The sequence below is a fragment of the Ehrlichia ruminantium str. Welgevonden genome (genome assembly GCF_000026005.1).
Lineage (GTDB): Bacteria > Pseudomonadota > Alphaproteobacteria > Rickettsiales > Anaplasmataceae > Ehrlichia > Ehrlichia ruminantium.
Genome location: NC_005295.2, coordinates 133970 through 160200, shown reverse-complemented (window position 1 = coordinate 160200; position 26231 = coordinate 133970). Strand labels below are relative to the sequence as shown.

17 protein-coding genes and 1 pseudogene are annotated in these 26231 nt (G+C 27.5%); 12 read left to right on the top strand and 6 right to left on the bottom strand.

Features of this window, described 5'->3' with window-relative positions; translation table 11 throughout:
• Together pth and purF are read left to right on the top strand one after the other, a co-directional pair.
• On the top strand, positions 1 to 582 hold the full coding sequence (pth, locus tag ERUM_RS00515) for an aminoacyl-tRNA hydrolase (protein ID WP_011154775.1): 582 nt from the start codon (positions 1 to 3) through the stop codon (positions 580 to 582).
• A gap of 580 nt (positions 583 to 1162) precedes the next feature.
• Positions 1163 to 2563 (top strand): amidophosphoribosyltransferase, encoded by a 1401-nt coding sequence (gene purF / locus ERUM_RS00510; protein ID WP_011154774.1) that lies wholly within the window; start codon positions 1163 to 1165, stop codon positions 2561 to 2563.
• 2230 nt (positions 2564 to 4793) lie between these two features.
• Here the strand turns inward: purF and ygfZ are convergent.
• From ygfZ to holA, 3 genes are all read right to left on the bottom strand, one after another.
• Positions 4794 to 5636, bottom strand: coding sequence for a CAF17-like 4Fe-4S cluster assembly/insertion protein YgfZ (ygfZ, locus tag ERUM_RS00505; RefSeq protein ID WP_011154773.1), 843 nt, complete (start codon positions 5634 to 5636; stop codon positions 4794 to 4796).
• 174 nt (positions 5637 to 5810) lie between these two features.
• On the bottom strand, positions 5811 to 7727 hold the full coding sequence (locus ERUM_RS00500; RefSeq protein ID WP_011154772.1) for a heme lyase CcmF/NrfE family subunit: 1917 nt from the start codon (positions 7725 to 7727) through the stop codon (positions 5811 to 5813).
• A gap of 1293 nt (positions 7728 to 9020) precedes the next feature.
• The gene (gene holA / locus ERUM_RS00495) at positions 9021 to 10040 is read right to left on the bottom strand and encodes a DNA polymerase III subunit delta (protein ID WP_011154771.1); all 1020 of its coding nucleotides are present in this window, start codon (positions 10038 to 10040) and stop codon (positions 9021 to 9023) included.
• Between the two features lie 1558 nt (positions 10041 to 11598).
• Here holA and ERUM_RS00490 point away from each other — a divergent pair.
• The 10 genes and pseudogenes from ERUM_RS00490 to ERUM_RS05040 all read left to right on the top strand — a co-directional run.
• On the top strand, positions 11599 to 12834 hold the full coding sequence (locus ERUM_RS00490) for a lipoprotein-releasing ABC transporter permease subunit (RefSeq protein ID WP_011154770.1): 1236 nt from the start codon (positions 11599 to 11601) through the stop codon (positions 12832 to 12834).
• A gap of 8 nt (positions 12835 to 12842) precedes the next feature.
• Positions 12843 to 13619 carry a hypothetical protein gene (locus ERUM_RS00485; protein WP_011154769.1) on the top strand — a complete coding sequence of 259 codons (777 nt, stop codon included), beginning with the start codon at positions 12843 to 12845 and terminating at the stop codon, positions 13617 to 13619.
• Positions 13616 to 14857 (top strand): heme biosynthesis HemY N-terminal domain-containing protein, encoded by a 1242-nt coding sequence (locus ERUM_RS00480; RefSeq protein WP_011154768.1) that lies wholly within the window; start codon positions 13616 to 13618, stop codon positions 14855 to 14857. Before ERUM_RS00485 ends, ERUM_RS00480 begins: the two co-directional genes overlap by 4 nt.
• 5 nt (positions 14858 to 14862) lie before the next feature.
• Positions 14863 to 15117 carry a DUF1467 family protein gene (locus ERUM_RS00475; protein WP_011154767.1) on the top strand — a complete coding sequence of 85 codons (255 nt, stop codon included), beginning with the start codon at positions 14863 to 14865 and terminating at the stop codon, positions 15115 to 15117.
• Between the two features lie 920 nt (positions 15118 to 16037).
• Complete coding sequence (atpH, locus tag ERUM_RS00470) at positions 16038 to 16607, top strand: ATP synthase F1 subunit delta (RefSeq protein WP_011154766.1); 570 nt, start codon at positions 16038 to 16040, stop codon at positions 16605 to 16607.
• 2 nt (positions 16608 to 16609) lie between these two features.
• Complete coding sequence (gene atpA / locus ERUM_RS00465) at positions 16610 to 18133, top strand: F0F1 ATP synthase subunit alpha (RefSeq protein ID WP_011154765.1); 1524 nt, start codon at positions 16610 to 16612, stop codon at positions 18131 to 18133.
• A gap of 32 nt (positions 18134 to 18165) precedes the next feature.
• A complete protein-coding gene (gene greA / locus ERUM_RS00460; RefSeq protein ID WP_011255273.1) occupies positions 18166 to 18666 on the top strand; it encodes a transcription elongation factor GreA in 501 nt (166 codons plus the stop codon).
• Positions 18667 to 18685: 19 nt separating this feature from the next.
• Positions 18686 to 19321, top strand: coding sequence for a 3,4-dihydroxy-2-butanone-4-phosphate synthase (gene ribB, locus ERUM_RS00455; RefSeq protein WP_011154763.1), 636 nt, complete (start codon positions 18686 to 18688; stop codon positions 19319 to 19321).
• Between the two features lie 23 nt (positions 19322 to 19344).
• Complete coding sequence (gene smpB, locus ERUM_RS00450) at positions 19345 to 19791, top strand: SsrA-binding protein SmpB (protein WP_011154762.1); 447 nt, start codon at positions 19345 to 19347, stop codon at positions 19789 to 19791.
• A gap of 480 nt (positions 19792 to 20271) precedes the next feature.
• Positions 20272 to 20370: pseudogene (locus ERUM_RS05040) on the top strand (SsrA-binding protein SmpB); the annotation flags it as partial.
• A gap of 1253 nt (positions 20371 to 21623) precedes the next feature.
• On the opposite strand, the gene ERUM_RS00445 reads toward ERUM_RS05040, so the two are convergent.
• The 3 genes from ERUM_RS00445 to ERUM_RS00435 all read right to left on the bottom strand — a co-directional run bounded on the left by ERUM_RS00445 (position 21624) and on the right by ERUM_RS00435 (position 24728).
• Positions 21624 to 21893 carry a hypothetical protein gene (locus ERUM_RS00445; RefSeq protein ID WP_044148600.1) on the bottom strand — a complete coding sequence of 90 codons (270 nt, stop codon included), beginning with the start codon at positions 21891 to 21893 and terminating at the stop codon, positions 21624 to 21626.
• Between the two features lie 66 nt (positions 21894 to 21959).
• On the bottom strand, positions 21960 to 22229 hold the full coding sequence (locus ERUM_RS00440) for a hypothetical protein (protein ID WP_044148597.1): 270 nt from the start codon (positions 22227 to 22229) through the stop codon (positions 21960 to 21962).
• Between the two features lie 66 nt (positions 22230 to 22295).
• The gene (locus ERUM_RS00435; protein ID WP_011154761.1) at positions 22296 to 24728 is read right to left on the bottom strand and encodes a valine--tRNA ligase; all 2433 of its coding nucleotides are present in this window, start codon (positions 24726 to 24728) and stop codon (positions 22296 to 22298) included.
• Positions 24729 to 26231 lie beyond the last annotated feature (1503 nt).

Here is a 26231-nt window from a genome sequence, read left to right as displayed (position 1 = left end):
ATGCTGCATTTATTAGTAGGTTTAGGAAATCCTGGCAAAGAGTATGAGTTAACGCGTCATAATGTTGGGTTTATGATTATAGATGCAATAATGCATCATTTTCTTTTTCCTGATTTCAAAAAAAAACATAATGCATTAATATCAAGTGGTAGTATACGGTCTCACAAGGTTATTCTTGCTAAACCTTATACATTTATGAATAATTCAGGCACACCTATTTCAAGTATAGTAAAACTGTATAAAATTCCATTAGATAACATTATTGTATTTCACGATGAAACTGATATAGACTTTTGTACCATAAGAATAAAAAAAGGTGGAGGTAATGCTGGACATAATGGATTAAAATCAATAGATACACTACTTGGAAGAGACTATTGGAGAATTAGATTTGGTATAGGACATCCAAGTAACGGTTATGACTTATCGTACCATGTTTTATCACAATTTAATAATCTTAATGCTGTAAATAACACTATATCAAACATTATAGAACATATTTCATTACTATTCGAAAATGACAAATCTATATTTAAAAATAAAGTCAAAGACCTAATAAAATATACAGATATCTCTAGTTAATATACATTATCACCAGAAAGAAATATACCTTTTTGAGATTAAACTATCGTTATTAAAATACAGAATTCTATAACAACATATTATAATCACTACAAACAATACGAAAAGATCATTATCACATACTTATTGAAGTATTAATAACTAACTAAGTAGTTCAATGTACATAATACATATGATATAATTATTACTTCTTTTACCACTAATAAATACTATTGTTACCGTAAGTAAAATTTATCAATTTATAAAATAATTGTCTCACATATATGTGTTTAAGCACATATATACTTCCACAATAAACATATACACAAAATAGCTTTTTATCAATAATTAGGATTGATAATTTTGATCTACATAAAAACATTATCAATCTCATAGCAAACTTTTTTGGCAAAAATATTAATTTATCTTCTATTAATACAACTTCTATCTAGCAAACATAAAATCACAGTAAGAATAAATTTTTCCTATTTATACTAATTATAACAATATAGATAATCTATATATTTCAATATAACTTATTAAACTTTGTGCCTTTCTATGCTAGAATATTGACAATAAAATTCTAACCATTAAATTAACCATGCAATTTAATGAAATATATGAGGAATGTGGAGTATTTGCCATATATAATAACAATTATGCAGCTATCAATTGTATTTTAGGATTACACGCTATTCAACATAGAGGACAAGAATCATTTGGTATAGTAACATCTGATAATACTAATTTTTACTCCTATTACTCTAATGAACAAGTGAATACTATCTTCACTCAACAATCAAAAATAGACCACCTATTAGGAAATATTGCTATTGGACACGTACGTTACTCTACAAGCGGAAGCAAAACTGGTATGCAACCTATAATTTTAGATTGCCAATTTGGAAAATTAGCAATAGCACATAATGGTAACCTTATTAATGCATTACAAATTAGAGAATCACTCATTAAAAAAGGACGTATATTTTCATCAGACATTGATACAGAAGTAATAGCACATCTTATTGCTATGAATACACAAGATACTATATTGGACAATATAATATACGCCCTACAAAATATTAAGGGTGCTTATTCTTTAGTAATTTTGATAAACAATACTTTAGTATGTTGTCGAGATCCATATGGTATTAGACCATTAGTACTAGGCATGTTAGACAATGTATATGTAATAGCTTCAGAAACATGTGCTTTAGATATAGTTGGAGCACAATTTGTCAGAGATATTTTACCAGGAGAATTAATAACAATTAATCAAAGTAATACCTTAACAAGTTATTTCCCATTTGAAAAACAAAAATCAAGTTTTTGTATTTTTGAATACGTATATTTTGCACGACCAGACAGTATAATGGAAAATAAGTCTGTATATGAAATACGTAAAAACATAGGAAGAGAACTAGCAATAGAGAATCCTGTACCAAAAGATACAAATATGGTAATACCTATACCTGATTCTGGAGTACCAGCTGCATTAGGGTTTGCAGAATATACTAATATACCTTTTGAGTTCGGCATTATTAGGAATCATTATATAGGAAGAACTTTTATACAACCTCACGACCATATTCGTAATATAGGAGTAAAGCTTAAGCATAATCCCAATTCTTCAATATTAAAAGGTAAAAATATAGTTTTAATAGATGATAGTATTGTACGAGGAACAACTTTAAAAAATATAATAGCATTACTCCATAAAGCAGGTGTCAAACAGATACACTTAAGAATCTCAAGTCCTCCTACTATACATTCTTGCTTCTACGGAATAGACACACCAGAAGAATCAAAATTGATAGCCAACAATTTATCAAAAGCAGACATTATAAAATTATTAGGATGTGATAGCTTACATTTCTTAAGCATAAATGGGCTTTACAAGGCAATATGCAATACAAAACGCAATAATGTCCCACAATATTGTGATGCATGCTTCACTGGAGATTACCCAATTGGTAAAATAGATACAAATAATGTTTACTAAATTACCTCCCTACAGTAGTACTTCTTCTACAGCTTCTATTAATTAGAAAGTAATGACATTTCATTAGCATTACGCGTTAAACTACAAAGTCATATGTAAATTTGTACTAACATAAGAACAGTAAAATACATCCAATTTCTACATAACAAAACATGACTATTACTTATTTATATTTATAAACATATTTAAGACTATTTTGAGTAACATATTAGTACAAAAATATTCTCATACTTGCTATCTACACCATAATCTTTATGTATACAAACATATCTTTAGACATACTTCTATAGGATAATCTTAATCATACAATACTTGACAAAAGTCATTATGTAATAAAAGTTATGGAATTAATAATTTACTCTTACTATGATAAAAATCTCATTATGATTTTATATCTACTCTATAAAAGCTGTATTAATACAAGGTAAAATTAATATTTTTGCTAAAAGAGATTGCTACAAGTCTGATAATATTTTTATTAAATCAAAATTATCAACCTATCTATCGATTAAAATACCATGTACTTTTACATAAGAAATTATTCTATTATTTCCTCAAAATTAAATTCATAATTTATCATATCTACTATAGTAATTTTTTATTTCACTGTAATTAGAATAATAATATCAAATACAAGCTTCACCTAACACTTTAACCAATTTTTTTACAACTTAATTTCTGATCTTCTGGTTTTTTATATACTGTAATTGATGAATACATAGTCTTCAAAATGAGTATGTTGTAAATAAAATACATATAATTCCTAGTTTATAATACATATTGAATCTCCTGAGACACTTTATAAATACAAGCTATGTATAAGCATAATATACTATGTTAAAATATTATATCTATTGTAAACTATAGTTTTCTTGCAAATTATCATCCATTGTCTTATTTTTCCTTATTGACCAGGAAAACTGCTTCCCAGAAAAAGTGCTAAGAACTATCTATTTCAGTATAAATCGGTATTATAAACCCCAAAATGCTCCTGCCTTCTGTAAGCCCATATAGATATCTTTTACTACTTCAGTAATTTATCAGTACTAATTGACAAAATAAAACTATCTATTTCAGTATAAATGGATATTATAAACTCAAAAATGCTCCTGCTTTCTGTAAACTCACATAGATATCATTTTACTATTTCAGTACTTTATAAGTATTAATTGACAAAATAAAACTATCTATTTCAGCATAAATGGATATTATAAACTCAAAGATGCTCCTGCTTTCTGTAAACTCATATAGATATCATTTTACTATTTCAGTACTTTATAAGTACTAATTGACAAAATAAAACTATCTATTTCAGTATAAATCGGTATTATAAACCCCAAAATGCTCCTGCCTTCTGTAAGCTCATATAGATATCTTTTACTACTTCAGTAATTTATAAGTACTAATTGACAAAACAGATACTTATCATTCTATTAATATTACTAGCTAAAGTTGACCTACTTTACAAATACATTTTAGTTTATAAACATAGTAAAACATTACATTGCAATACACTTATCTTAGTAATATTTACTCAGAATACCACACAATATTATTAATTAACAAATAATCACTTATACATTAAAAGCATTACTACTTTTGGATATACAACGCTACAATAAGATCAATTAATCACTATAAAATAATGCTAAATAGCACGTTAAGATACCAAGCAATAGATAAGATTAAAAATGTAAAACTAATATCTCATTATTCATTACATGTAAGTCTATATGAAACTACACTATATATTATGTATTTAAATAATTAATCTAGTAATATTTTACATAACATAAGATTACCAATTTTTATATAAGTTAAGACTCTTAGATCAATAATCATTTATTATGTAATACACACCCTAGTTATCAATAGAGATATGCACAAATATTAATCAAAAGCAATTTTACAAATTTAATAAGTTTTTTATAGATATGAAAATCACTGATATTATTATTCTAGAGATACTTCTGTAATAACCATTTTATCCTGAGTAAAATCAGATAACAATACATTAAAAATACTATGCTTAGATATGGTACTGTAGCTGATATACTTATGTTGATCGGTTATACATAGTGTGTATTTATTAAAGTACCTAAATAAAACTCAGCATTTATTCTATAAACTAGCAAAGAGCTTCAAACCTGATGTATATATTTACAACACATTCATTTTGAAAACTACATATTTATAACAGTACACACAAAACAAATAATTTTTAAAGCTATTATAGATCATCTGATAGTATTTTTACTTGAGAACCTTCAACTCTTAAATCAGATAAATTATTAATTGAACTGGTATTTAATAAACATAATCCTATGTTTCCAATATAGGATAACACAGTTCCTACTTCTTGCTGGTTACTCATAACCTTAGCATTTTCGAAAAGTTCTTGTTCTGAGATTATAGTATATATATTTTTTTTTATCCCAGCACGATACATACGTGCAACAACTTCTTGTCCTATATAACAACCTTTATTAAAATCAATACCATTTAATTGTTGCATTCTAAAATGTAAAGGGAATGACGTACCCCTTATCATATCTTTGTTACAATCCGGAACAGTATTACTAATTCTTAACATCTCATAATTCTCATAGTTACCTAAAGCTTCTTCTTCTAAACTGAATAATTCATTAGATTCATGAAATATTACGCGCAATCCTAATTTTGATAACCGAGGATCCTGAAAAAACACAGTATCATTTTCATAATAAGTATATCCGGCCTTATATTTATTATATTGCTCTCCAACAAACACTCCAACCTTATATTGTGTCTTCTTTTTAATAACTACCTTTGCTTGTAATTTATATAATAAAAATTTTTCAATAATACCTTCCCTATCTGAACTATGACAATCTAGTAATATATATTTTGAACCCTGAATAACAAAGAAGTCATAAAGATACCTACCATTAGGTGTTAACAACAAAGAGTAGATAGCTTTATTATTAGCTAAATTTAATATATTATTTGTTGTAGTACGATTTAATAATTGCTTACAATCTAAACCATGAAACATAATAACGCTTCTATTAGGTAGAATAACAAATTGATTCATATTTTTATATACTTAAAATTTCAGTTCATACATTACACAATAACTAATTTATAACACACTACAAAATTTAATTATTATCCATAAGCAAATTTAGTACACTATATTACAGTTTATAATTTAACTAAGATATATTATTATTTACAATAAAATACACAAATTTACATATAAATAGAGTTAATAACTTTCTTGAAATAAAAATTGTTTGTTATTTTTATCCTTACTAGAAAACAAACCCACAATACCACCGCATGTTATCAATAGAAATCCTATCCATATTAAATTTAAAAATGGCTTATAATATATCTTAACAGCAATACCTCTTACTTTATCTATATCACCAATTACAACATAAATATCAGATAACCAATTTCTAAATATTGCACTTTCTGCATTTCTTACACCTTCAACCAGATAAAATCTATTTTCAGGAAATATTTCACTTACAACAATGTTAGACTTTAATATTGAGAATTTTCCACGAATAGCATTATAGTTTTCCTTATACACTAAATCTAATTTCGACAAAACTACTCGAAAACTGTTAACATTAACAGAGCTATTCTCTTTCATATAAAGCTCATATGTCTCACCCCATATGCTAGAAAAAACAATACCCAATATAAAAACTGCAACACCTATATGAGCAAACATCATAGAATAATACTTTGCAGAACATGATTTTACTAACTCAATGGTACTATATAATGGTACTAAAAATAGCTTTATTTTGTAACAATATCCCTCCAATACTGACAAACACAAGAGAATAGATAACAGTATTATCACAATGACAAAGAAATTATTATTTATAATAAAAGGCAACATAAGCAAAGTAATAAGACCAGAAAATTTTAAATTTTCTATAATAAATTTATTTCCATTCCAACTTAGTCCCAAAACAATAACCATAAGTAATAAAGTACAGAATATTAGATAGTTAAACAAAGAATTATAATATGGAGCACCTACAGCAATAATATCTCCAGTTATAAATTCCAGTACAATAGGATAAATAGTTCCAATAAGCACTATAGTAAAAGCCGTCAATAATAAAACATTATTGAACAATAACATTGTCACTCTCGACATAAGAACAAAGTTATACTGTTTTATTTGAACCTTATTTTCAAATAGAATAAAACTAAGAATCCCGCTACTAATTATTATGCTAACTAACATCAACAAATACATACCACGCTCTGGATCATTTGCAAAAGCATGTACTGAAATTAATACACCAGACCTTACTAAAAAAGTTCCAATAAGGCTCATAGTAAATGTTGAGATTGACAACAAAGTAGCAAAGTTATAACAGATATTAAATCTTTTTACCACAGGCAATAGATGAATCAGAGCAGTACCCAGTAACCAAGGCATAAGTGAAGCATTCTCAACTGGATCCCAAAACCAAAATCCACCCCAGCCTAGTTCTCTATAAGCCCACCAGCTACCTAATCCTATCCCTAATGTCAAAAAAGACCAAGCAAGTAGAGCCCATTTATTTATAATTACTGCCCATTTTACGTTGTCACTTTGTACAACAATCCCAGCAATCGCAAGAGAGAATACAACACTAAATCCCACATAACCTAAATATAAAATAGGTGGATGAACCATTAACCCCACATCCTGCAACATAGGGTTAAAGCCTAATCCCTCGTGCTCTACAGTAGGCATCTTAACAAAAGGATTGGATACTAATATAGTAAACAATAAAAACCCAAAATTAATTATATGTTGTATCGATATAGTTACTTTCTTCAAATCTCCTTTATCAAGGATTATTTCCAATAAAAAATTATAGAAACTTATTATCCATACCCACAATAAAATCGACCCTTCATGATTACCCCAAATACCAGATATTTTATATAGTAACGGCTTAGTTGTATGCGAATTATAATACACATTATAAAATGAAAAATCATTAGTAATGTGTATATATAACAACAATCCCATTGCATAACTTGTAGATGCAAAAATCAATATTGTCAGTATTTTCAAATAACGATAAGATACAAGACTTACAAATGGATAACTTATAGACAATATACAAGCAATTAAAATAGGAAGATCTATTAAATGAATCATTAGAAATTCTTAAAAATACTTAAAAATAAGAATTATTTATTATAAGACTTTAATAAAGACTTGCAAAGTATAGCTTTACTTATATTAAATAAATCATAATTACATTATTGAAAATTTGAATAATTACGTTTTAACCTACATATTCTAACATTAAGAGAAGTATTACAAAATAAAAGCTATAACATGTAATACTGAATTATAAATTTTTATCAAACTATAGTTATTTGACAAATAGTTGTATGTGTTAATAACAACTACTATTTCACTACAAGTACTATTAACAATTTATTTAGTTTGGTAAAATACTTAAGTGTAAATACCATGGTTAACAAACAACTACCACAGATATTAATGATCACAATAATAATAGTAAAATATATACAATTTTTTTAACTAATAATGATTTCAAATAATAAATACTACTCTTACTAACAACAATATAACAATAAAACAACTACAATGATATTAAAAATAGTTATTATATCACCAAAAGAATATTGATAACCTACTTAATTAGTAATATTTAAATGGTAGAAAATAATTTTTATCAAACCATTAGATGGCTAACAAATAGTTGTACTGTATACTAATGTTACTTTATTGAAAAAATGTTCACAACTTATTTAGTATAGAAAAATATTTAAGTGATAAATCTGAACTTTTATCAACCTTTTTAAATTATGTCCTCATTATTATTAAGAATAATTTTCATTAAACTCAATAGAAAGTAATTCTAACAACTCCATATACAATCACACTCATAACTTTCTCTGTTATAATATTTTAGTAGAATTATAAACTATTTGTCATACTACTAAACTTAAGTTTTGAGATAGCATAATTTAGGATAATATTTATTAAAAATAGACAATAAACTTATAAAATATATAAGTTAGTAATTTGCTTGATAAGATCTATCAAATAAATACATGATGAGTCGCTAAATAGTGATAATTATTGTTTATTAGGACAGATACATAGATATTGAAAACCTACAAATTATTTAGCTATACAATACTTTACAAACTGTATATATCTTTCATCTCATAAACTTATAATGTAGAATACCCTTAGTTATACTGAACAAAAACTTACAACGCAATTATGTATAAATTTTTATATATCTCCTTCACAAAACTATATATACATTTTCAAATAGCAATAAAATTCTATCAAACAAGTAGTATATTACATATTTTATTTCCTTTAAGAATTGATTATTATAGATTTTTATACTTTTAATTATTAATATTCCATATTAGTATCAATATTAATTTATATATTAAGAGAAACTTATTTTCTTACGTTCTGTCTACTTTTCATCATTGCAGTAACATAATGCTTGAATATTATCTCGTGATTTGAATCTGATTTTTTACACTGTATTTCTATTTCCAGCAGTTTTCTTATTATATAATTAACTTCATCATAAGAAACATTTACAACATGTTTTTTTATAATAGGCACCAATTTAAAAAATACAGGAGGTTGAATAAGTTTTAACACCTGATCTATTGGTATTCCACTTGTTATTGTTCTTATTATATATTCTAATCTTAGAAAGTATTTTAACAGTACACGTATTAGCAATATCGGTGTAAACTTATTTTTCAATAAAATATTAGAAAATTTTGTAAAATTTTCTATATCTCGCTCTACAATAGATATATATAAGTCATCTGATACTGGATCTAATTCTGTAAGTAATCCCTCTTGAATGCTTTGGATTGTCAAGTTTTTACTATTCCCTATGTATAAGATAAGTTTTTCAAGTTCTGATTGTAGAGCATGAGGATTTTTAGAGAGAGAATGACATAAATATTGCAATATTTCATTGTTAAACTGTACGTTATTCTCCGTAAGAAAATCTGATACTATAAATGCTAGATTATTATTATCATCTTTATAACATCCTATAGATACAGCACTTGATGAAGAATCATAGTACTGCCTTAATGTAGAATCATTTGGTAATTCTCCTGCAATAATAATAACATAGTTATTACCTATATTATGTTCTAAGATATCTCTTAGTTCATTAGACAAAACTTTCTCTCCATTTGTTAATATCAGCAGTTTACGTGTACAAAACATAGGTACAGTGCTAAGTTCTACAAATAATGTACCTGGATTTTTATTTATGCTAGGAAAATCAATATTGGTAATGGTAAAGTCCACATTAGATCTTATACTACTAATGATCTTATCCCTGTACATACTAATTTTCCCATAATCATTACCATAAATTAAAATGTTACTGACAGACTGTGGATCACTCAAGAATGTACGTAATTTTGATGATGTAATCTTCATAATACTTATTTAGATAAGAGAACAGTTTAGGATATTAGAAGACAAGCAATTTGACAATGTGTTAATGTACTACTAATTTACATACCTGTATCACAAATTATATGCTATTGACAAAGTAGTCTCCAAAAATTTGTTCTACTATAAACAATCATATTGAACATAATCACAAAATAAAAAAAGAATAATACGTACTTGATAATACTAAAATACACACATTAAAGACATAGCACTTGATAACTATATTCTTAATGTATCACTAACTTAAAGATAACAATACTATTTAAAACAGATGTATTGATAATAGATAACATACACAAAATACAAAAAGTAATATGTACCTCATAGCACTAAGGTAATAACATATTCTTAACTACCACTGACTTGAAGATAACATTTAAAACAGATGTATTGATAATAGATAACCCACACAAAATACAAAAATAATATGTACTTCATAGCACTAAGGTATATATACTATAATAGATATACTAACTGACAATATATTTTTAATGTATCATGAACTTAAAGATAACAATACTATTGAAAACAGATGTATTTGATAATAGATAACCTACACAAAATACAAAAATAATATGTACCTCATAGCACTAAGGTACATATACTATAATAGATACACTAACTGACAATATATTCTTAATGTATCATGAACTTAAAGATAACAATACTATTTAAAACAGATGTATTTGATAATAGATAATCTACACAAAATACAAAATTAATATGTACCTCACAGCGCTAAAGTGCATACAATACAGGTAATAACATATTCTTAACTACCACTGACTTGAAGATAACATTTAAAACAGATGTATTTGATAATAGACAATTTAACAAAATACAAAAAGTAATATGTACCTCATAACACTAAAGTGCATATACTACAGATGACAATATATTTTAACTATCACTAACTTGAGAATAATAATACTATCTAAAATATATGTACTAAATAAAGGCAATGTATACAAAATTACTTTATTACAAGTAATAATTATTGAACATCACTACAAAGTAAAAAAAAAAGCAACATACATTTGATACTATAAACGTGAATATTATTTAATGAATTGACAACACGTTTTAAATTTGCCACTAATTTACATACTAGTAACATCATTCAAAAAATGTAGGCTACTAACAAAGATAATCGACACAAAATTCACCACAATAGAAACAATACATTGAATATTACAACAGAGATAAAATAAGAAATACATTTCATATAATAACAATAAAACCACATACTATTATGACTTTATTAGATCTACTGAATTCAAAAATATGAATGATGTAATCGTGAATTACATTCTATGTAATAGTTAAAGTACTTACAAAATTCATCTTCACAAACAGCTTTGACCTATTAATTTCTATTAGCTATTTATATTATTAAAGTGTATAGCATGTTGTTTAGCAGAAATTATAAAAAATAATAAACAGATATTAACATTTCAGTAATAAAATTCTTGAATATCATTACTAGTAACAATGAGTAAATAATATTATTCTTTTCTATAATTTAATCGGATGTATTTGCATGTTATTTAAGTTTGAGTTGATGCTAGCATTGCGTTACTTACAATCTAACAGAAGTCAATTTTTATGTTCTATGATTACTATGTTATCATTTATTGGGATTACATTAGGAGTCGCCACACTAATTATAGTGATGTCCGTAATGAACGGATTTGGCGAAAAGTTGTTAAATTGTATTGTAGGAGTTAATGGTCAAGTAGCAATTTACTTCAACAATAATGAGAAAGATACTAATTATCATGACGTTGCAAAATTAATTAAAGATATTCCTGGTGTAATAGATGCAATTCCCATAACTGAAAACCAAGCTATGGCAAAATCCGAACAAAGTGTTTCCGGAATCATAGTAAGAGGAATCAGTAAACAAGATCTACTAAGAAAAAACATAATCGCTGACAACATCGTAAGAGGTAATATATCTGACCTAGACAATGGTATAGTAATAGGTATAAAATTGGCAGAAATTCTGAATGTGAATTATGGAGATAAAATAACCATTCTCTCATCAGATAGTATTCCTACAGTAATAGGTAGTATCCCACGCATGAAGAGCTACAAAGTTATTGCAGTATTCGATTTAGGAATGTACGAATATGATAGTACTCTCGTGTATATGCCTTTACATTCTTCGCAACTACTTTTTCATTATGGCAATAGAGTTCATAATATTGAAGTCTCAATTGACGATATAAATAGATCATCAGAAATATTAAAATTAATAGAAGATAAAACATCCATGAAGGGAGAAGACTGGAAAATGCAACAAGGTAGTTATTTCAATGCCCTAAAAGTTGAAAGTAATGTTATGTTTTTTATATTGACTTTAATTATAATAGTTGCAACATTTAATATTATTTCAAGTTTGTCTATATTGGTACAAGATAAAAAAGGAGCAATTGCTATAATGCGTACATTAGGTGTCACACGCGGTAGTATACTGAGAATATTTTGTATGTGTGGGTTTTTTATAGGATTGATTGGTACATTAGTAGGTTGCATACTAGGTGTAGTATTTTCCTTAAATATTAATGGAATTAAAAACATACTAGAGAGTATCAGTCACAATAATATTTTTGATCCTATAGTTTATTTTTTTGATACCTTACCCTCCATCTTACTGGTAAAGGACATAGTAAAGATATCATTATTATCATTGTTTTTATCATTAGTTGCAGCTATTCTTCCTGCTAGGAAAGCTGCCTGTCAAGATCCAGCAGATATTCTACGACATGAATAGGTAATTATATGGTGGCAAGAGAAGTATGGGGGTGGTTCTTTATGATGTTAATAACTGCTTCCTGTTCCGTGATTGCAATTTTCTCCTACCTTGATATTAAGAAAGATCTTATTTCATTGCATGACGGATATAAACAGGTTATAGAAAATAATATTCGGTCCACTATAGTAGAAGTTAATAAGAGTCTACTTAACTCATATATTAGTAAACAGAAAGAAAATTGTCCAGCACAGCGCATTGTTATGTCAGAAAATAACGAAAATATAAGCTGTACTCAGGAAGAATGTTTTGCAAAGCTTCTGTTATCTATTATAAATTTAAAAGAGGCATTCCTCGCAGATATATCAGTAAAACATTTGATTTATTCAATAAAACCTACGTTACTCAAGCTAGATGATTACAAAATAAATGAAGCAATCAATGAAATAGAAAAACTGGATAGTAGGAAATTAAGCACATTTAACAGGATAAAATTATCATTTAAGAAAATTGCTCGTGATTTACATTACTCTCGTTCTAATATGATACAAAAAGTCTTCTTCAAATGGATTGTAGTAAAAAACCAACAAGATATTTTACTACACAGTTTAAAAGAAGTAGAAAATTATCTTGACAATAATCTTTGGAGTGATGCATTAGATATTGCTCACAAAGAGTTATCATCTGTCATAGAGTTACAATTATGGATCCAACAACTTGAAGATATAGTTTCTATGGAGAGAAATATATCAGTAATATACGATCAGTTATCAAAATATATAATTAAATCACCTGGTGTTTCATGATTACAAGTGTTTTAATATTTTTAGTCATAGCATTAACCGTAGGGTTATGGGCAATAGATTGTGACGGTATTGTAAGGATAGAATGGCTGAATTATAATATTGAAATAAATATTCTGTTTGCACTGTGTATTATTGCTGTTATTTTTCTTTTTGTTATTCTCCTGATTAGATTAGTCTTCTATGTTTGTCAGTGTTTTTATGGTTGTAAAAAACGTAGACAAGATAAAAGAATCATACTCCTAGATCAAGGGTATATGCATTTGAATTGTGGTAATATAGAAAAAGCTGATAAATGTATTACAAAATTACATGATTTTGATCATCCATCCTTATTTCTATTAAAAGGAAGATTCTATTTTGACAGTAATAAATATACTTTGGCAGAAAAATATTTTATACAATTTAGCAAAGTTGTTCCAATAATAGATGCTACATTAGGCATACATATATTAAATCACATAAAACAAATAGAAGATCAGTCTAAACAGCTAAGCTTATTTAGAAAAATGCTTGAAATTTTTTATAAACAAGCGTGGTCACCTATTTTTAAGTTAGAGATATGTTGTATATCCAGAGACTGGAATAGCGCAATTGAAGAAATGCATAAGATAATAAAATTAAAGATCAATGTTCCATACGACACTCAAGAAACACTTTGTATTTTGTATTATGCGTTAGCAAAACAATATTATACCTACCAAAAATATGATGATGGGCTATACGTATTTGATAATATGAAACATTACTCTAAACATAGAACTGTTATTACACTACTAAGAGCCCAACTTTATATAAATACTAATAAGAAGCGTAAAGCTATTCAGCTACTTGAATCTGAATATCGTATCAGTCCACATCCTGACATTGCTCACCTCTATTTAGAAATCATGCACCATGACAGTCAAGCAATACATAAGTTATACAATATTAATAGTGATTATTACTTCAGCATATATCTTATAGTGCAGGATGCACTAAATCTTGGAGAATACGATGTAGCTATGAAACATTTAAATAATGTTTTCAAGAGCAGGACTTATCTTTCTTTATACTTTCTGATGCTAAAATTAAAAGTATTGGTACAAGATTATACTGAACTTTTATATTGGACAGACAAAGCCAGCAAAGATGCTATAACAGATCAACATTGGCAATGTAAAAAGTGTAAGTGTATACCTATACATTGGAATTATGAGTGCGATAATTGTAAAGGGTTTAACACTATAGTTTGGGTTTAAAGATCATGGGTATTGGAGATGTAATATTTTTTATTGTATCATGGTGGATTATATTATTTTTAATATTACCTATAAAAGTTGAAGTGCCTGATAACCCAGAAATTGGCATTGCAAGCAGTGCTCCAATTAAATCCTACTTATTGATTAAAACAATTATTGCAACTGTAACATCTATATTATTGACAGTATTATATATTTATTTAAAAGCAAAAGGCTATATAGATTTTGAACGTATATATGATCTAATAGATTTTATATAAGTAATTTTATAACAATTTAGTTCTCATTAAATAAAAAAAATATACCTCATTATAAAAAATGTAATCCCTATTCTTAATATATGAATCAGTACATTTTATCTGTGAAGTTTGTTTACTTAATATGGAGTAATTATATTAGTAATGGTGTATTTATTAAGATCATTAAATTAGGTAACAGTGATTTTCCTCTAATAGGATATTCTGACTATATTCATATTTTTTTATTATAATACTTACTTAATTTATAAATTACTCTCCTACACAGCCTGTGTATAAATTTAACTTCCATAAATTAGGCTATATAATATAACAATTGCATCCTCACAATATTATATCAATGTATTAACCATATAAAAAATCTACTGCAAAAAAATACCTTTGCAATTCTGTATAACACTACAATTATAAATATGCATGCATATCATTCATAGAATAGTCAATACTCTAATAAAATTACTACAGTACTCTCATCATACAAAAATATTGTTAAGGTATATATAAAGATCTTTTTACTCTATAAAAAATTAACACATACTTAAAATACTAATCCAATTTTCCTTAATAAGCTCATAGTAAGTAACATCACAGCAATCTTCTCACAAATGACCTTAGTATCTCCATAAATTTTATACAATCATTAATTAATCAATATTAAAAGTAATGTTGTTCACTTACTTATATTTTCAAAATCTATCGGAATAATAAGCTAATTTTATAGCATTATTGACCATGTTTAAACACTACAATAATTGCATTGTAAAGTTATAGATCTAATTTTTATAGCTATGCCAAATATGTATTTCTTGATACTCTTATTTAACAAATTTGCTGTTTTAGCTTATACATCACAGCACAAAATACTTGACTGGGTTTAGTATAATGTATAACATTTTGCTGTTTTATGTTTCCTTTCAAGTTGTATGACTCAGTATAGAGGTGGCTATGTAACGTCTTGTTATGCTCAAGCATTATTCAACGCATCAGTTAGTAAGTTGAATGACATTTGTAAAGGGATAAAGTTTATTTTTAATCTTTCTGAAAATGGCAATAACCAGTTTCTTTCATTCCTTGCTAACCCTACTGCAAACCTTAAGGATAAAATAAGTGTGATAGAACTCATCACAAACCATATTGATACAACATTAAGTAGGTTTATACTAGTTGTGGTTACAAACAATAGGGGAAATATGTTATTGCAAATCTTCAATACTTTTCTTGAATATGTAAGAAAACACAACAAAGAAGTTAGTATATCTGTTACTTCATGTAGTAAACTCACTACTCAAGAAAAACAAGGTATCTGCAATGCATTACTTGAAAAATATGGTAAGGTAGTTAGTATAACAAATACTGTAGATCCAAGCATTTTAGGTGGTTTTATTATCAGAGTAGGTTTTGACATAATTGACGTATCATTAAATAGTTATTTACAAAGTTTACAGGAACTCAGTAAAATAGCGGTACGTAGTATGGTGAATAGCAAGGTGTAATAATGATATCTGCGGGTGAAGTGTTAAAGGTTATTAAGGAACGTATCGAGAATTTTGATGGTCAGGTAAAATGTGAAAGTGTTGGCGAAGTTATATCTGTCAAAGATGGTATAGCATTAGTATATGGCCTGGAAAAAGCCAAGTTTGGAGAAGTAGTAGCTTTTGCTAATGGTACAATAGGAGTAGTATTAAATTTAGACTGCGATACTGTAAGTATAGTAATTTTTGGAAGTGAAAATAGTGTTGGAGAAGGTGACATTGTAAAATGTACTAATCAATTAATGGATGTTCCTGTTGGGTTAGAGCTTTTAGGACGGGTAGTTGACGCATTAGGTAATCCTATTGATGGGCTTGAGAATTTTGACACTAAAACTAGATTACCTGTAGAAATTAAAGCACCAGGTATCATAGATAGGCAATCTGTAACTGAACCATTACAAACTGGTATTAAAGTAATAGATATGTTAATACCAATAGGACGTGGGCAGCGTGAGTTGATTATCGGAGATAGAAAAACTGGAAAAACTGCTATAGCTATTGATACTATTATCAATCAGAAATCCCATAACAACGAAGTAATAGATAAAGAAAAGGTTTATTGTATTTATGTTGCAATTGGACAGAAGAATTCTTCTGTAGCAAGGATAATCAACAAATTACGTGAAAGTGGTGCACTAGAGTACACAATTGTTGTTGTTGCAGGAGCATCAGATTCTGCATCACTACAATATTTAGCTCCATATACTGCATGTGCTATGGGAGAATTTTTTCGAGATAATGGTATGCATTGTTTAATTGTATATGATGATTTATCAAAGCATGCCGCTGCATACAGGCAAATGTCCTTATTATTAAGACGTCCTCCAGGTCGTGAAGCATATCCAGGTGATGTGTTCTTTCTACACTCTCGACTATTAGAAAGAGCAGCAAAAATGTCAGATAAGAAAGGGGGTGGCTCATTAACTGCTTTGCCAATTATTGAAACTCAAGCAGGTGATGTTTCAGCATATGTACCAACCAATGTAATTTCAATTACTGATGGGCAAATTTTTCTTGAATCTGAAATTTTTTATAAAGGTCTACGTCCTGCTGTAAATGTTGGTTTATCTGTTTCTCGTGTAGGTTCTTCTGCTCAAATTAAATCTGTAAAAAAAGTTGCAGGTTCTATAAAACTAAGTTTAGCACAGTACAGAGAATTAGAAGATTTTGCAAAATTTGGTTCTGATGTTGATGTGCATTCTCAAAAAATTCTTGATCGTGGTAGAAGAATGATGGAGCTATTAAAACAAAAACAATACTCTCCATTATCTGTAGGAGAACAAGTAGCCGTTATATTTGCCGGGACAAGTGGCTATTTAGATGACATTAGTGTTAATGATATTAGTAAGTTTGAAGAGAGACTTTTAAGTGAATTAAATAGCAATTATCCAGATATTTTAAGTAGTATATCTAATAATAATTTTACTGATGACATCAGGTCTTTATTGTCAAAAGTTATAAGTAAGATTGCTTCTAGCTTAAAGTAATTCTTTATAATTTTAGAATTTAGGTATGGATTATGAATGACTATATGAATGAAAGATTCCCTATTACAAAGGCTGGATTTGAAAAGCTTGAACTAGAGCTGGAGTCATTGAAATATGAAAGACCTCAAATTATTAAGTCTATTTCTGAAGCACGGGAATTAGGGGATTTATCTGAAAACGCAGAGTATCATGCTGCTCGTGAAAGACAAGGGTTAGTAGAAAGTAAAATAATGGAACTGGAATCAAAAAAATCCAGAGCAGAAGTTATAGATGTTGCTAACCTATCTGGTGATACCGTAATGTTCGGTGCAACTGTAACAATGTCTATATATGATGAGCAGACTGGTAGTACCGATGAAGTTATATATCAGATTGTTGGTGAATATGAATCTGACATTTCTAAGCGTATGATTTCAATCAAGTCTCCTTTAGTTATATCGCTACTTGGTAAAAAAGAAGGCGATGTTGTAGAGGTAAAAACTCCAAAAGGTGATTACAGAATATACAAAATTATCAAGATTGAGTTTATATAAGAGAAAAGTAGAGGAATGAATGGGTATCATTGTATCAGAAAATCCAAGTTTTATATCTTCTATAGAAGATATAATTGAAGATGCTAAAGCAGGTAAAGTATTTGTTTTAATTGATGATGAGCAAAGGGAAAATGAAGGTGATTTAGTAGTTTTAGCAGAAAAAGTCACTACTGATGCAATTAATCTTATGGTCACACATGGAAGTGGTATTGTATGTTTATCTATTACAGAAGACTTAATGTATAAATTAGGCTTAGAACTGATACCAAGAAGAAATATTAACAATAATAGTGCATCTTTTGCTACTTCTATAGATGCACGTTATGGTATTACAACAGGTGTCTCTGTGCATGATAGAGTTCGTACTATACTAACTGCTGTTAGTAAAAATGTTACTATGGATGATCTTGTAACACCAGGTCATATTTTTCCTATCGTATCTAAAAAAGGTGGTGTTTTAGAAAGACTGGGACATACAGAAGCAAGTGTTGATATTGCAAAGATTGCTGGATTAACACCTGCAGCTGTAGTATGTGAATTAATGAATCCAGATGGTACAATGTCAAGATTATCTGACATTATAGAATTTTCCCAACGTTATGATATTAAAGTTACTACTATTGCTAAACTGGTTGAATATATAAATACACACTAAACTGTACAGGGGTTAAACTTGCTGTGGATATCATAATAGAAAATCGTAAAGTAAGATTTAATTACTTTATTATACAGGAATTTGATGCAGGAATTGTTTTAATTGGTAGTGAGGTCAAATCTTTACGTCAAAGAAAAGTAAGTATAGCAGAATCATATGTTACTGAACGGAATATGGAGTTATGGCTATGTAACTTACATATTTCAGAATATACTCAAGCAAACACTAAAAATCACAATCCTACCAGACCAAGGAAACTACTATTAAAGAAAAAGCAAATATATAAGATTTCAGGTAATATGAAGAATGACGGATTCACTGTTGTACCGTTATTCCTATATTTTAATGACAAAGGAATAGCCAAAGCTAAGATTGTTATTGTAAAAGGTAAAAAATTGCACGACAAGAGAGAAACAATAAAGGCCCGAGATTGGAATAGAGAGAAAAGCCGTATATTACGTGGTGGATAGTTTTATCTAATCAACTTCCAAGAAAGCAAATACTTAATTATGAAATAAATAGAGTATTTTATATTTCTACTAATAAAGTCTTATTGTATGATAATGTAGGTTTGCTATATAGTGCGAGATAGCACTAACAGTAAAGTCCATAAAAAAACTCTACTTATATGTAACTATTTAAAACTATAAAACACTTCAATAATGAAAAAGAATAGCTAAGACTATTATTGTAAAAAGTAAAAAATTGCACAATAAGAGAGAAAAACCGTATATTACGTGGTGGATAGTTTTATCTAATCAACTTCAAAAAAAGTAAATACTTAATTATGAAATAAATAGAGTATTTTATATTTCTACTAATAAAGTCTTATTGTATGATAATGTAGGTTTGCTATATAGTGCGAGATAGCACTAACAGTAAAGTCCAAAAAACTCTACTCATATGTAACTATTTAAAACTATAAAACACTTCAATAATGAAAAAGAATAGCTAAGATTATTATTGTAAAAAGTAAAAAATTACACGACAAGAGAGAAACAATAAACATAGAGTTGAATAGAGAAAAAAGTTATATATTTATTATGTGATAGCTAATTTGATTTAATCACACTTCTTACAATTAAAAACCAAATAATAAACCTAATAGAACGCTCATATTATAACAAGACTAATACTAATACTATTAAATAGAAAACATCCATTAGTAACCATGCTGCTACATCACTTTTCACAAATAATATTGCATTTTTTACTCTCTACATCATTTGAGTAATGTTAATATACTGAAAACCTTCCTATAATTAAGTGTAGCATTACTATAGTTTACATTTATTCTACATCAAAATCATTACAAAATATAACAAAACTGACAATACCAAATTTATATTTTGATAGAATACCCTATGTCACAATACTTAGAAGGAGATTTACATAAAATTTTAACAGAAATCAATAATACAGAATATAGTTTAACATTTTTTGTAAAAATATATAATTTAAACAAAAAAACCACCACTAATAAACTATATCTTTTTCAGAAAGTATTTAACTTATTTATCCCGTAAAATGTTTCAATACTAAATACGCATTTTTACGTTTATCTTGTTTTTGTATATAGAATTAAAAAAAGTTTATTGAGATTAATCAGATAGATATAATATAGCCACAATATATAATACAATGAATCAGTACATGTGTGAAAAATACATAACTACACATTATTTAGAAATTCAAGTTTTTCAATATGGTAACTTGTCTAACAAAATACTAACAATCAGTTCCATATATAAAACTATATATTACTTATTTATATAACTTTTGCAATTACAACTATAAAACTATAAATATGATAAAACATTTCACACTACCAATAAATATCTAATTCATAATATATAGCTATAGTAATCTCTCAAAATGGTAATTTACATACCAGTACCAATGTATTCTATATATTAAAAATATACTGCATCCTATATTTAATACCTTTTATAATTACCATGATAAAAAACATAACCTAGACTCTGAATACTACAGGCATAACATCAAATATATTATGCCATGAATAAGAAATACATATTATATATAGCAAAAAATTTACATAGAAAACTCAGACCCTTTAATAAGGTCTTATATTAAAAGTTAGATAATTCCATTATTAAATGATGAGTAAATTTATACTACCATCAATACTAAACAATTTATTCACATTCCAAGTTTAGCATAATGTATAAATATAAAAATGCTCATAATAATTTACTGAGTTATTATTTAAAGGCACAGTGAATTATCAATACAATATTTGGCAACATAAAATTTATATTTTTGAATTGGTAAAAATACATCAATTTGCAAATTGTACAGAAACAAGAAACTTATCATTGTAATAACTTGTTCTTTTGTCTCGCACAATATGTTCAGCATTGCATACAGCTTTTAAATCATTTTCCCACAAAGTAGGAAAATCATAATTTTCACTATTGATAATCAACTTATAAATTTTACATTTTACTGATAACTGCGCATTAGCTTTTATTTTCCTCACTTGGTTAAGTATTTCTATAAAGTCTTCACCCAATTGTTCATCCATTTCATTACATAAACTTGTATTCACAAAGGTACAGTAATACAATATTTCTATAACATCAAATTTATATTGTTTTGAATTGATAAAAATCCATTAATTTGCAAATTGCACAGAAACAAGAAATTTATCATCGTAATAACTTGTTCTTTTGTCTCGCACAATATGTTCAGCATTGCATACAGCTTTTAAATCATTTTCCCACAAAGTAGGAAAATCATAATTTTCACTATTGATAATCAACTTATAAATTTTACATTTTACTGATAACTGCGCATTAGCTTTTATTTTCCTCACTTGGTTAAGTATTTCTATAAAGTCTTCACCCAATTGTTCATCCATTTCATTACATAAACTTGTATTCACAAAGGTACAGTAATACAATATTTCTATAACATCAAATTTATATTGTTTTGAATTGATAAAAATCCATTAATTTGCAAATTGCACAGAAATAAGAAACTTATCATTGTAATAACTTGTTCTTTTGTCTTGCACAATATGTTCAGCATTGCATACAGCTTTTAAATCATTTTCCCATGAAGTAGGAAAATCGTAATTTTCACTATTGATAATCAACTTATAAATTTTACATTTTACTGATAACTGCGCATTAGCTTTTATTTTCCTCACTTGGTTAAGTATTTCTATAAAGTCTTCACCCAATTGTTCATCCATTTCATTACATAAACTTGTATTTACAACTGGCCAGTTATCATGATCATGAATTGAACCATTATTATAAAGTGTACTGTATATTTCCTCCGTAATATATGGCATAAAAGGTGCTAACATTTTTAGCAGTGCCATTAATACAAAGGATAGTGTATTTACAGCACTTAGATTTTCTTTATTCGTTACAGATTCTCCATATGCTCTTTTTTTAACCAACTCTAGATAGTTATCACAAAAGTCCTTCCAAAAGAAAGACTCTATGTAATCAAGTGCAACACAATATTCAAAAACGTTAAAACTTTCTGTAGCTTTAACAATTACCTTATAGAGTTTTGTTAATACCCACTTATCCATTGTTTCCGTAACACAATTTAGATCTGGTATTTGACATTGACTAACAAACATAGATACAAACTTACTTGCATTCCATAGTTTAGTAACCAATCTTTTGCCAAGCTGTAAAACCTCATCAGAAAATACAGTATCAGAACCCAACCTAGAATTTGCAGCCCAATAACGTATTACATCAGCTCCATATTCTTGTAACAGTTGATTTGGTATCAATGCATTTCCTTTGGACTTACTCATCTTACTTTTATCTGCAGCCAAACACCATCCACTGACCATAATATTTTCCCATGGAATACTATTATGATGATAATATGCTTGCAGAATTGTATAGAATGCCCATGATCTTATAATTTCATGACTTTGAGCTCTAAGACTTGCTGGTATTAGTGGTATACTATTAATTCCAGTATGTATACTGTTGAACTGTGGAGATAATGAACTAGTAGCCCACGTATCCATAACATCAACATCTGCTTCAACTTCTTCTTTTGAGTATCCTTGAGGTAAGGTTTCTGTTGGATCTATTGGTAGTTCATTCACATCTGGAATAATAATCTCTTCATTATCTCTTTTCGAATACCATACCGGAAACGGGATTCCAAAATACCTTTGTCGCGATATGCACCAGTCCCAGTTTAACCCATCTATCCACATTTCTATTTGCTTACGCATAGACTGTGGATACCAATTAATCTTACGGACCTGTTCTAATAGCTCATGTTTTATCTCTACAACCTTAATAAACCATTGGTTACTTAACAATATTTCAATAGGCATTCCTGATCGCTCAGCACATTTCACATTGTGTAATATTTCCTCTTTTTTTATTAGTAAATTACATTTACTTAAGGTTTCAAGTACCAGCTTTCTTGCTTCTACTATTGATACTCCATGTAATTTACCAGATAAAGTATCTGTCTCTGCAATGTTATGTTTAAGATCAAGAGTACCTGATTTACTTATTATAATCTGCGTATTTAAATTATGTTTATTCCACCAATATACATCTAATTCATCACCAAATGTACAACACATTACAAGACCAGTACCCTTATCTATTTTTACTTGTTCATCTGATAAAATCGGTACTTTATTCCCAAATATAGGTACTATAGCATACTGACCTTGAAGATGCTGATATCTTATATCCAATGGATTAAAAAATAAAGCAACACAAGCTGGCATTAATTCTGGACGCGTCGTTGCAATATTTATTAGCTCTCCAGCCTCAGTAGAAAAGGCTATCGTACTCATAAACGATGACATTTCCTTTTCCTCAACCTCAACTCTCGCTATCGCCGTTCTATCAGCACAATCCCAAAATATAGGCTGTAACTTCCTATATATTTTACCCATATTATATAGTGCTATAAATGACATTTGAGATAACTTTTGAATCTCTTCACTTATAGTATGATATTCCAGATCCCAATCATAACTAATACCAAGAGATTGAAACAATATTTTAAATTCCATTCTGAATTTTGCAGATACTTCATTACATAACGCCTTAAATTCTTTACGATCAATATCTGCCGCACGTACTTTTTTTATCTTTTCAACTAAACGTTCTGTTGGCAATCCATTGTCATCAAATCCTATTGGATATAATACATCTTTTCCTAACATACGTTGATATCTTGCAATAAAATCCGTATGACAGTAGCTAAAAACATGTCCTATATGTAGTTGCCCTGATATTGTCGGAGGAGGAGTATCAATAATAAACTGTTTACCTTGTAAATTCTTCCATTTATATAATTTTATTTTATCCCAATAGGCATTAAGTTTTTCTTCTGTATCTTTGAACTTGTATTTATTACTAAAAAGAGACTGCATTATCAATGATTTATTTGCTTTCTTCTTTAAGTATAGAAAATTGCTATAATTGAAACAATGATAATTTTACAAATTGTATTACATTAAGAATAACATCATATTATCCATAGTGATATACAATGTATTTTCAGTAGTATAGAACCAGTTTACTATTGTATCATTATCCATATTTAACTACGATATTAATAATACTTATAGAAAGAAACTTGAGATAATAAAAGTTCTATTAGTTATATTTATAACATAAGTCATAATATGTCATTTTATATTTCACATATGAAACATTTTTGCTAAGTAATATCAATATACAATTCTTTAATGGTCTTATATAAAAACTCACTATAACATTCGTTATATTAAATAAAAAAACCTATAATTAGGGATATAAAATCATATTACACAATAACAAAACCTTTATAAGTTGTATCATGTATAACTCATGCAAAGCTTGTTTAGTTCATAATACTTATACTAAATAACATAACACTACTATTCAATTGTTTCACATCAGCATATATGATATGCATCTACTAGAATTAGAAGATATATCAGTAACATCTTATAAGAACAAAAACTCTACACAAGCTTGTTTAGTTCATAATACTTATACTAAAAACATAACACTACTATTCAATTGTTTCACATCAGCATATATGATATGCATCTACTAGAATTAGAAGATATATCAGTAACATCTTATAAGAACAAAAACCCTACACCAGCTTGTTTAGTTCATAATACTTATACTAAATAACATAACACTACTATTTAATTGTTTCACATCAGCATATATGATATGCATCTACTAGAATTAGAAGATATATCAGTAACATCTTATAAGAACAAAAACTCTACAAATTACATTATTTAAAATTAATAAACAACTTTTTTAGTATAGTCATAACTCAAAAATACTCTAGATTCATAATATTACACTTATTAACTGTTTCACAGCAGAACTATATTTATAATTAAAATATAAAGACAACACTTAAAAACAATAAAAATCTTACAATTGTACTATGACAAACAAAACGCTTTCTTCTTAATTATCACTTAAACTATGCACTAATACTAGATACATTGTAGAATTACCTTATATCTTTTACAAGGATAATCTTAGTTTTAAGCATCTTGTCCATTATTAAAATATTCCACAGTTTAAAATATATATTTGTCTTATATTATGCAATTTTTTCCTTAGCACATTATTCAGCTATTATTTTAACTTGAGACCTTATCAAATTAAGTTCATTACTACAAATATATGACTTGTTTCTTTATTCTAACTCCCATGTCATTGTTTCCTTTCTTATCAGACTACTCTTTTTACCTTGTAAATGATAATATTTAATTATTTAGTTATCTTTTTACATCATTAGATAGCTTGAAACATACATTTGTACTATATTACATATTCCTCTGAACTCATTACTCAATCATTATCTATGATTTAAAATCTTATTATTAATCGACTTAAATGATCATCATCTAGCAAGAGAT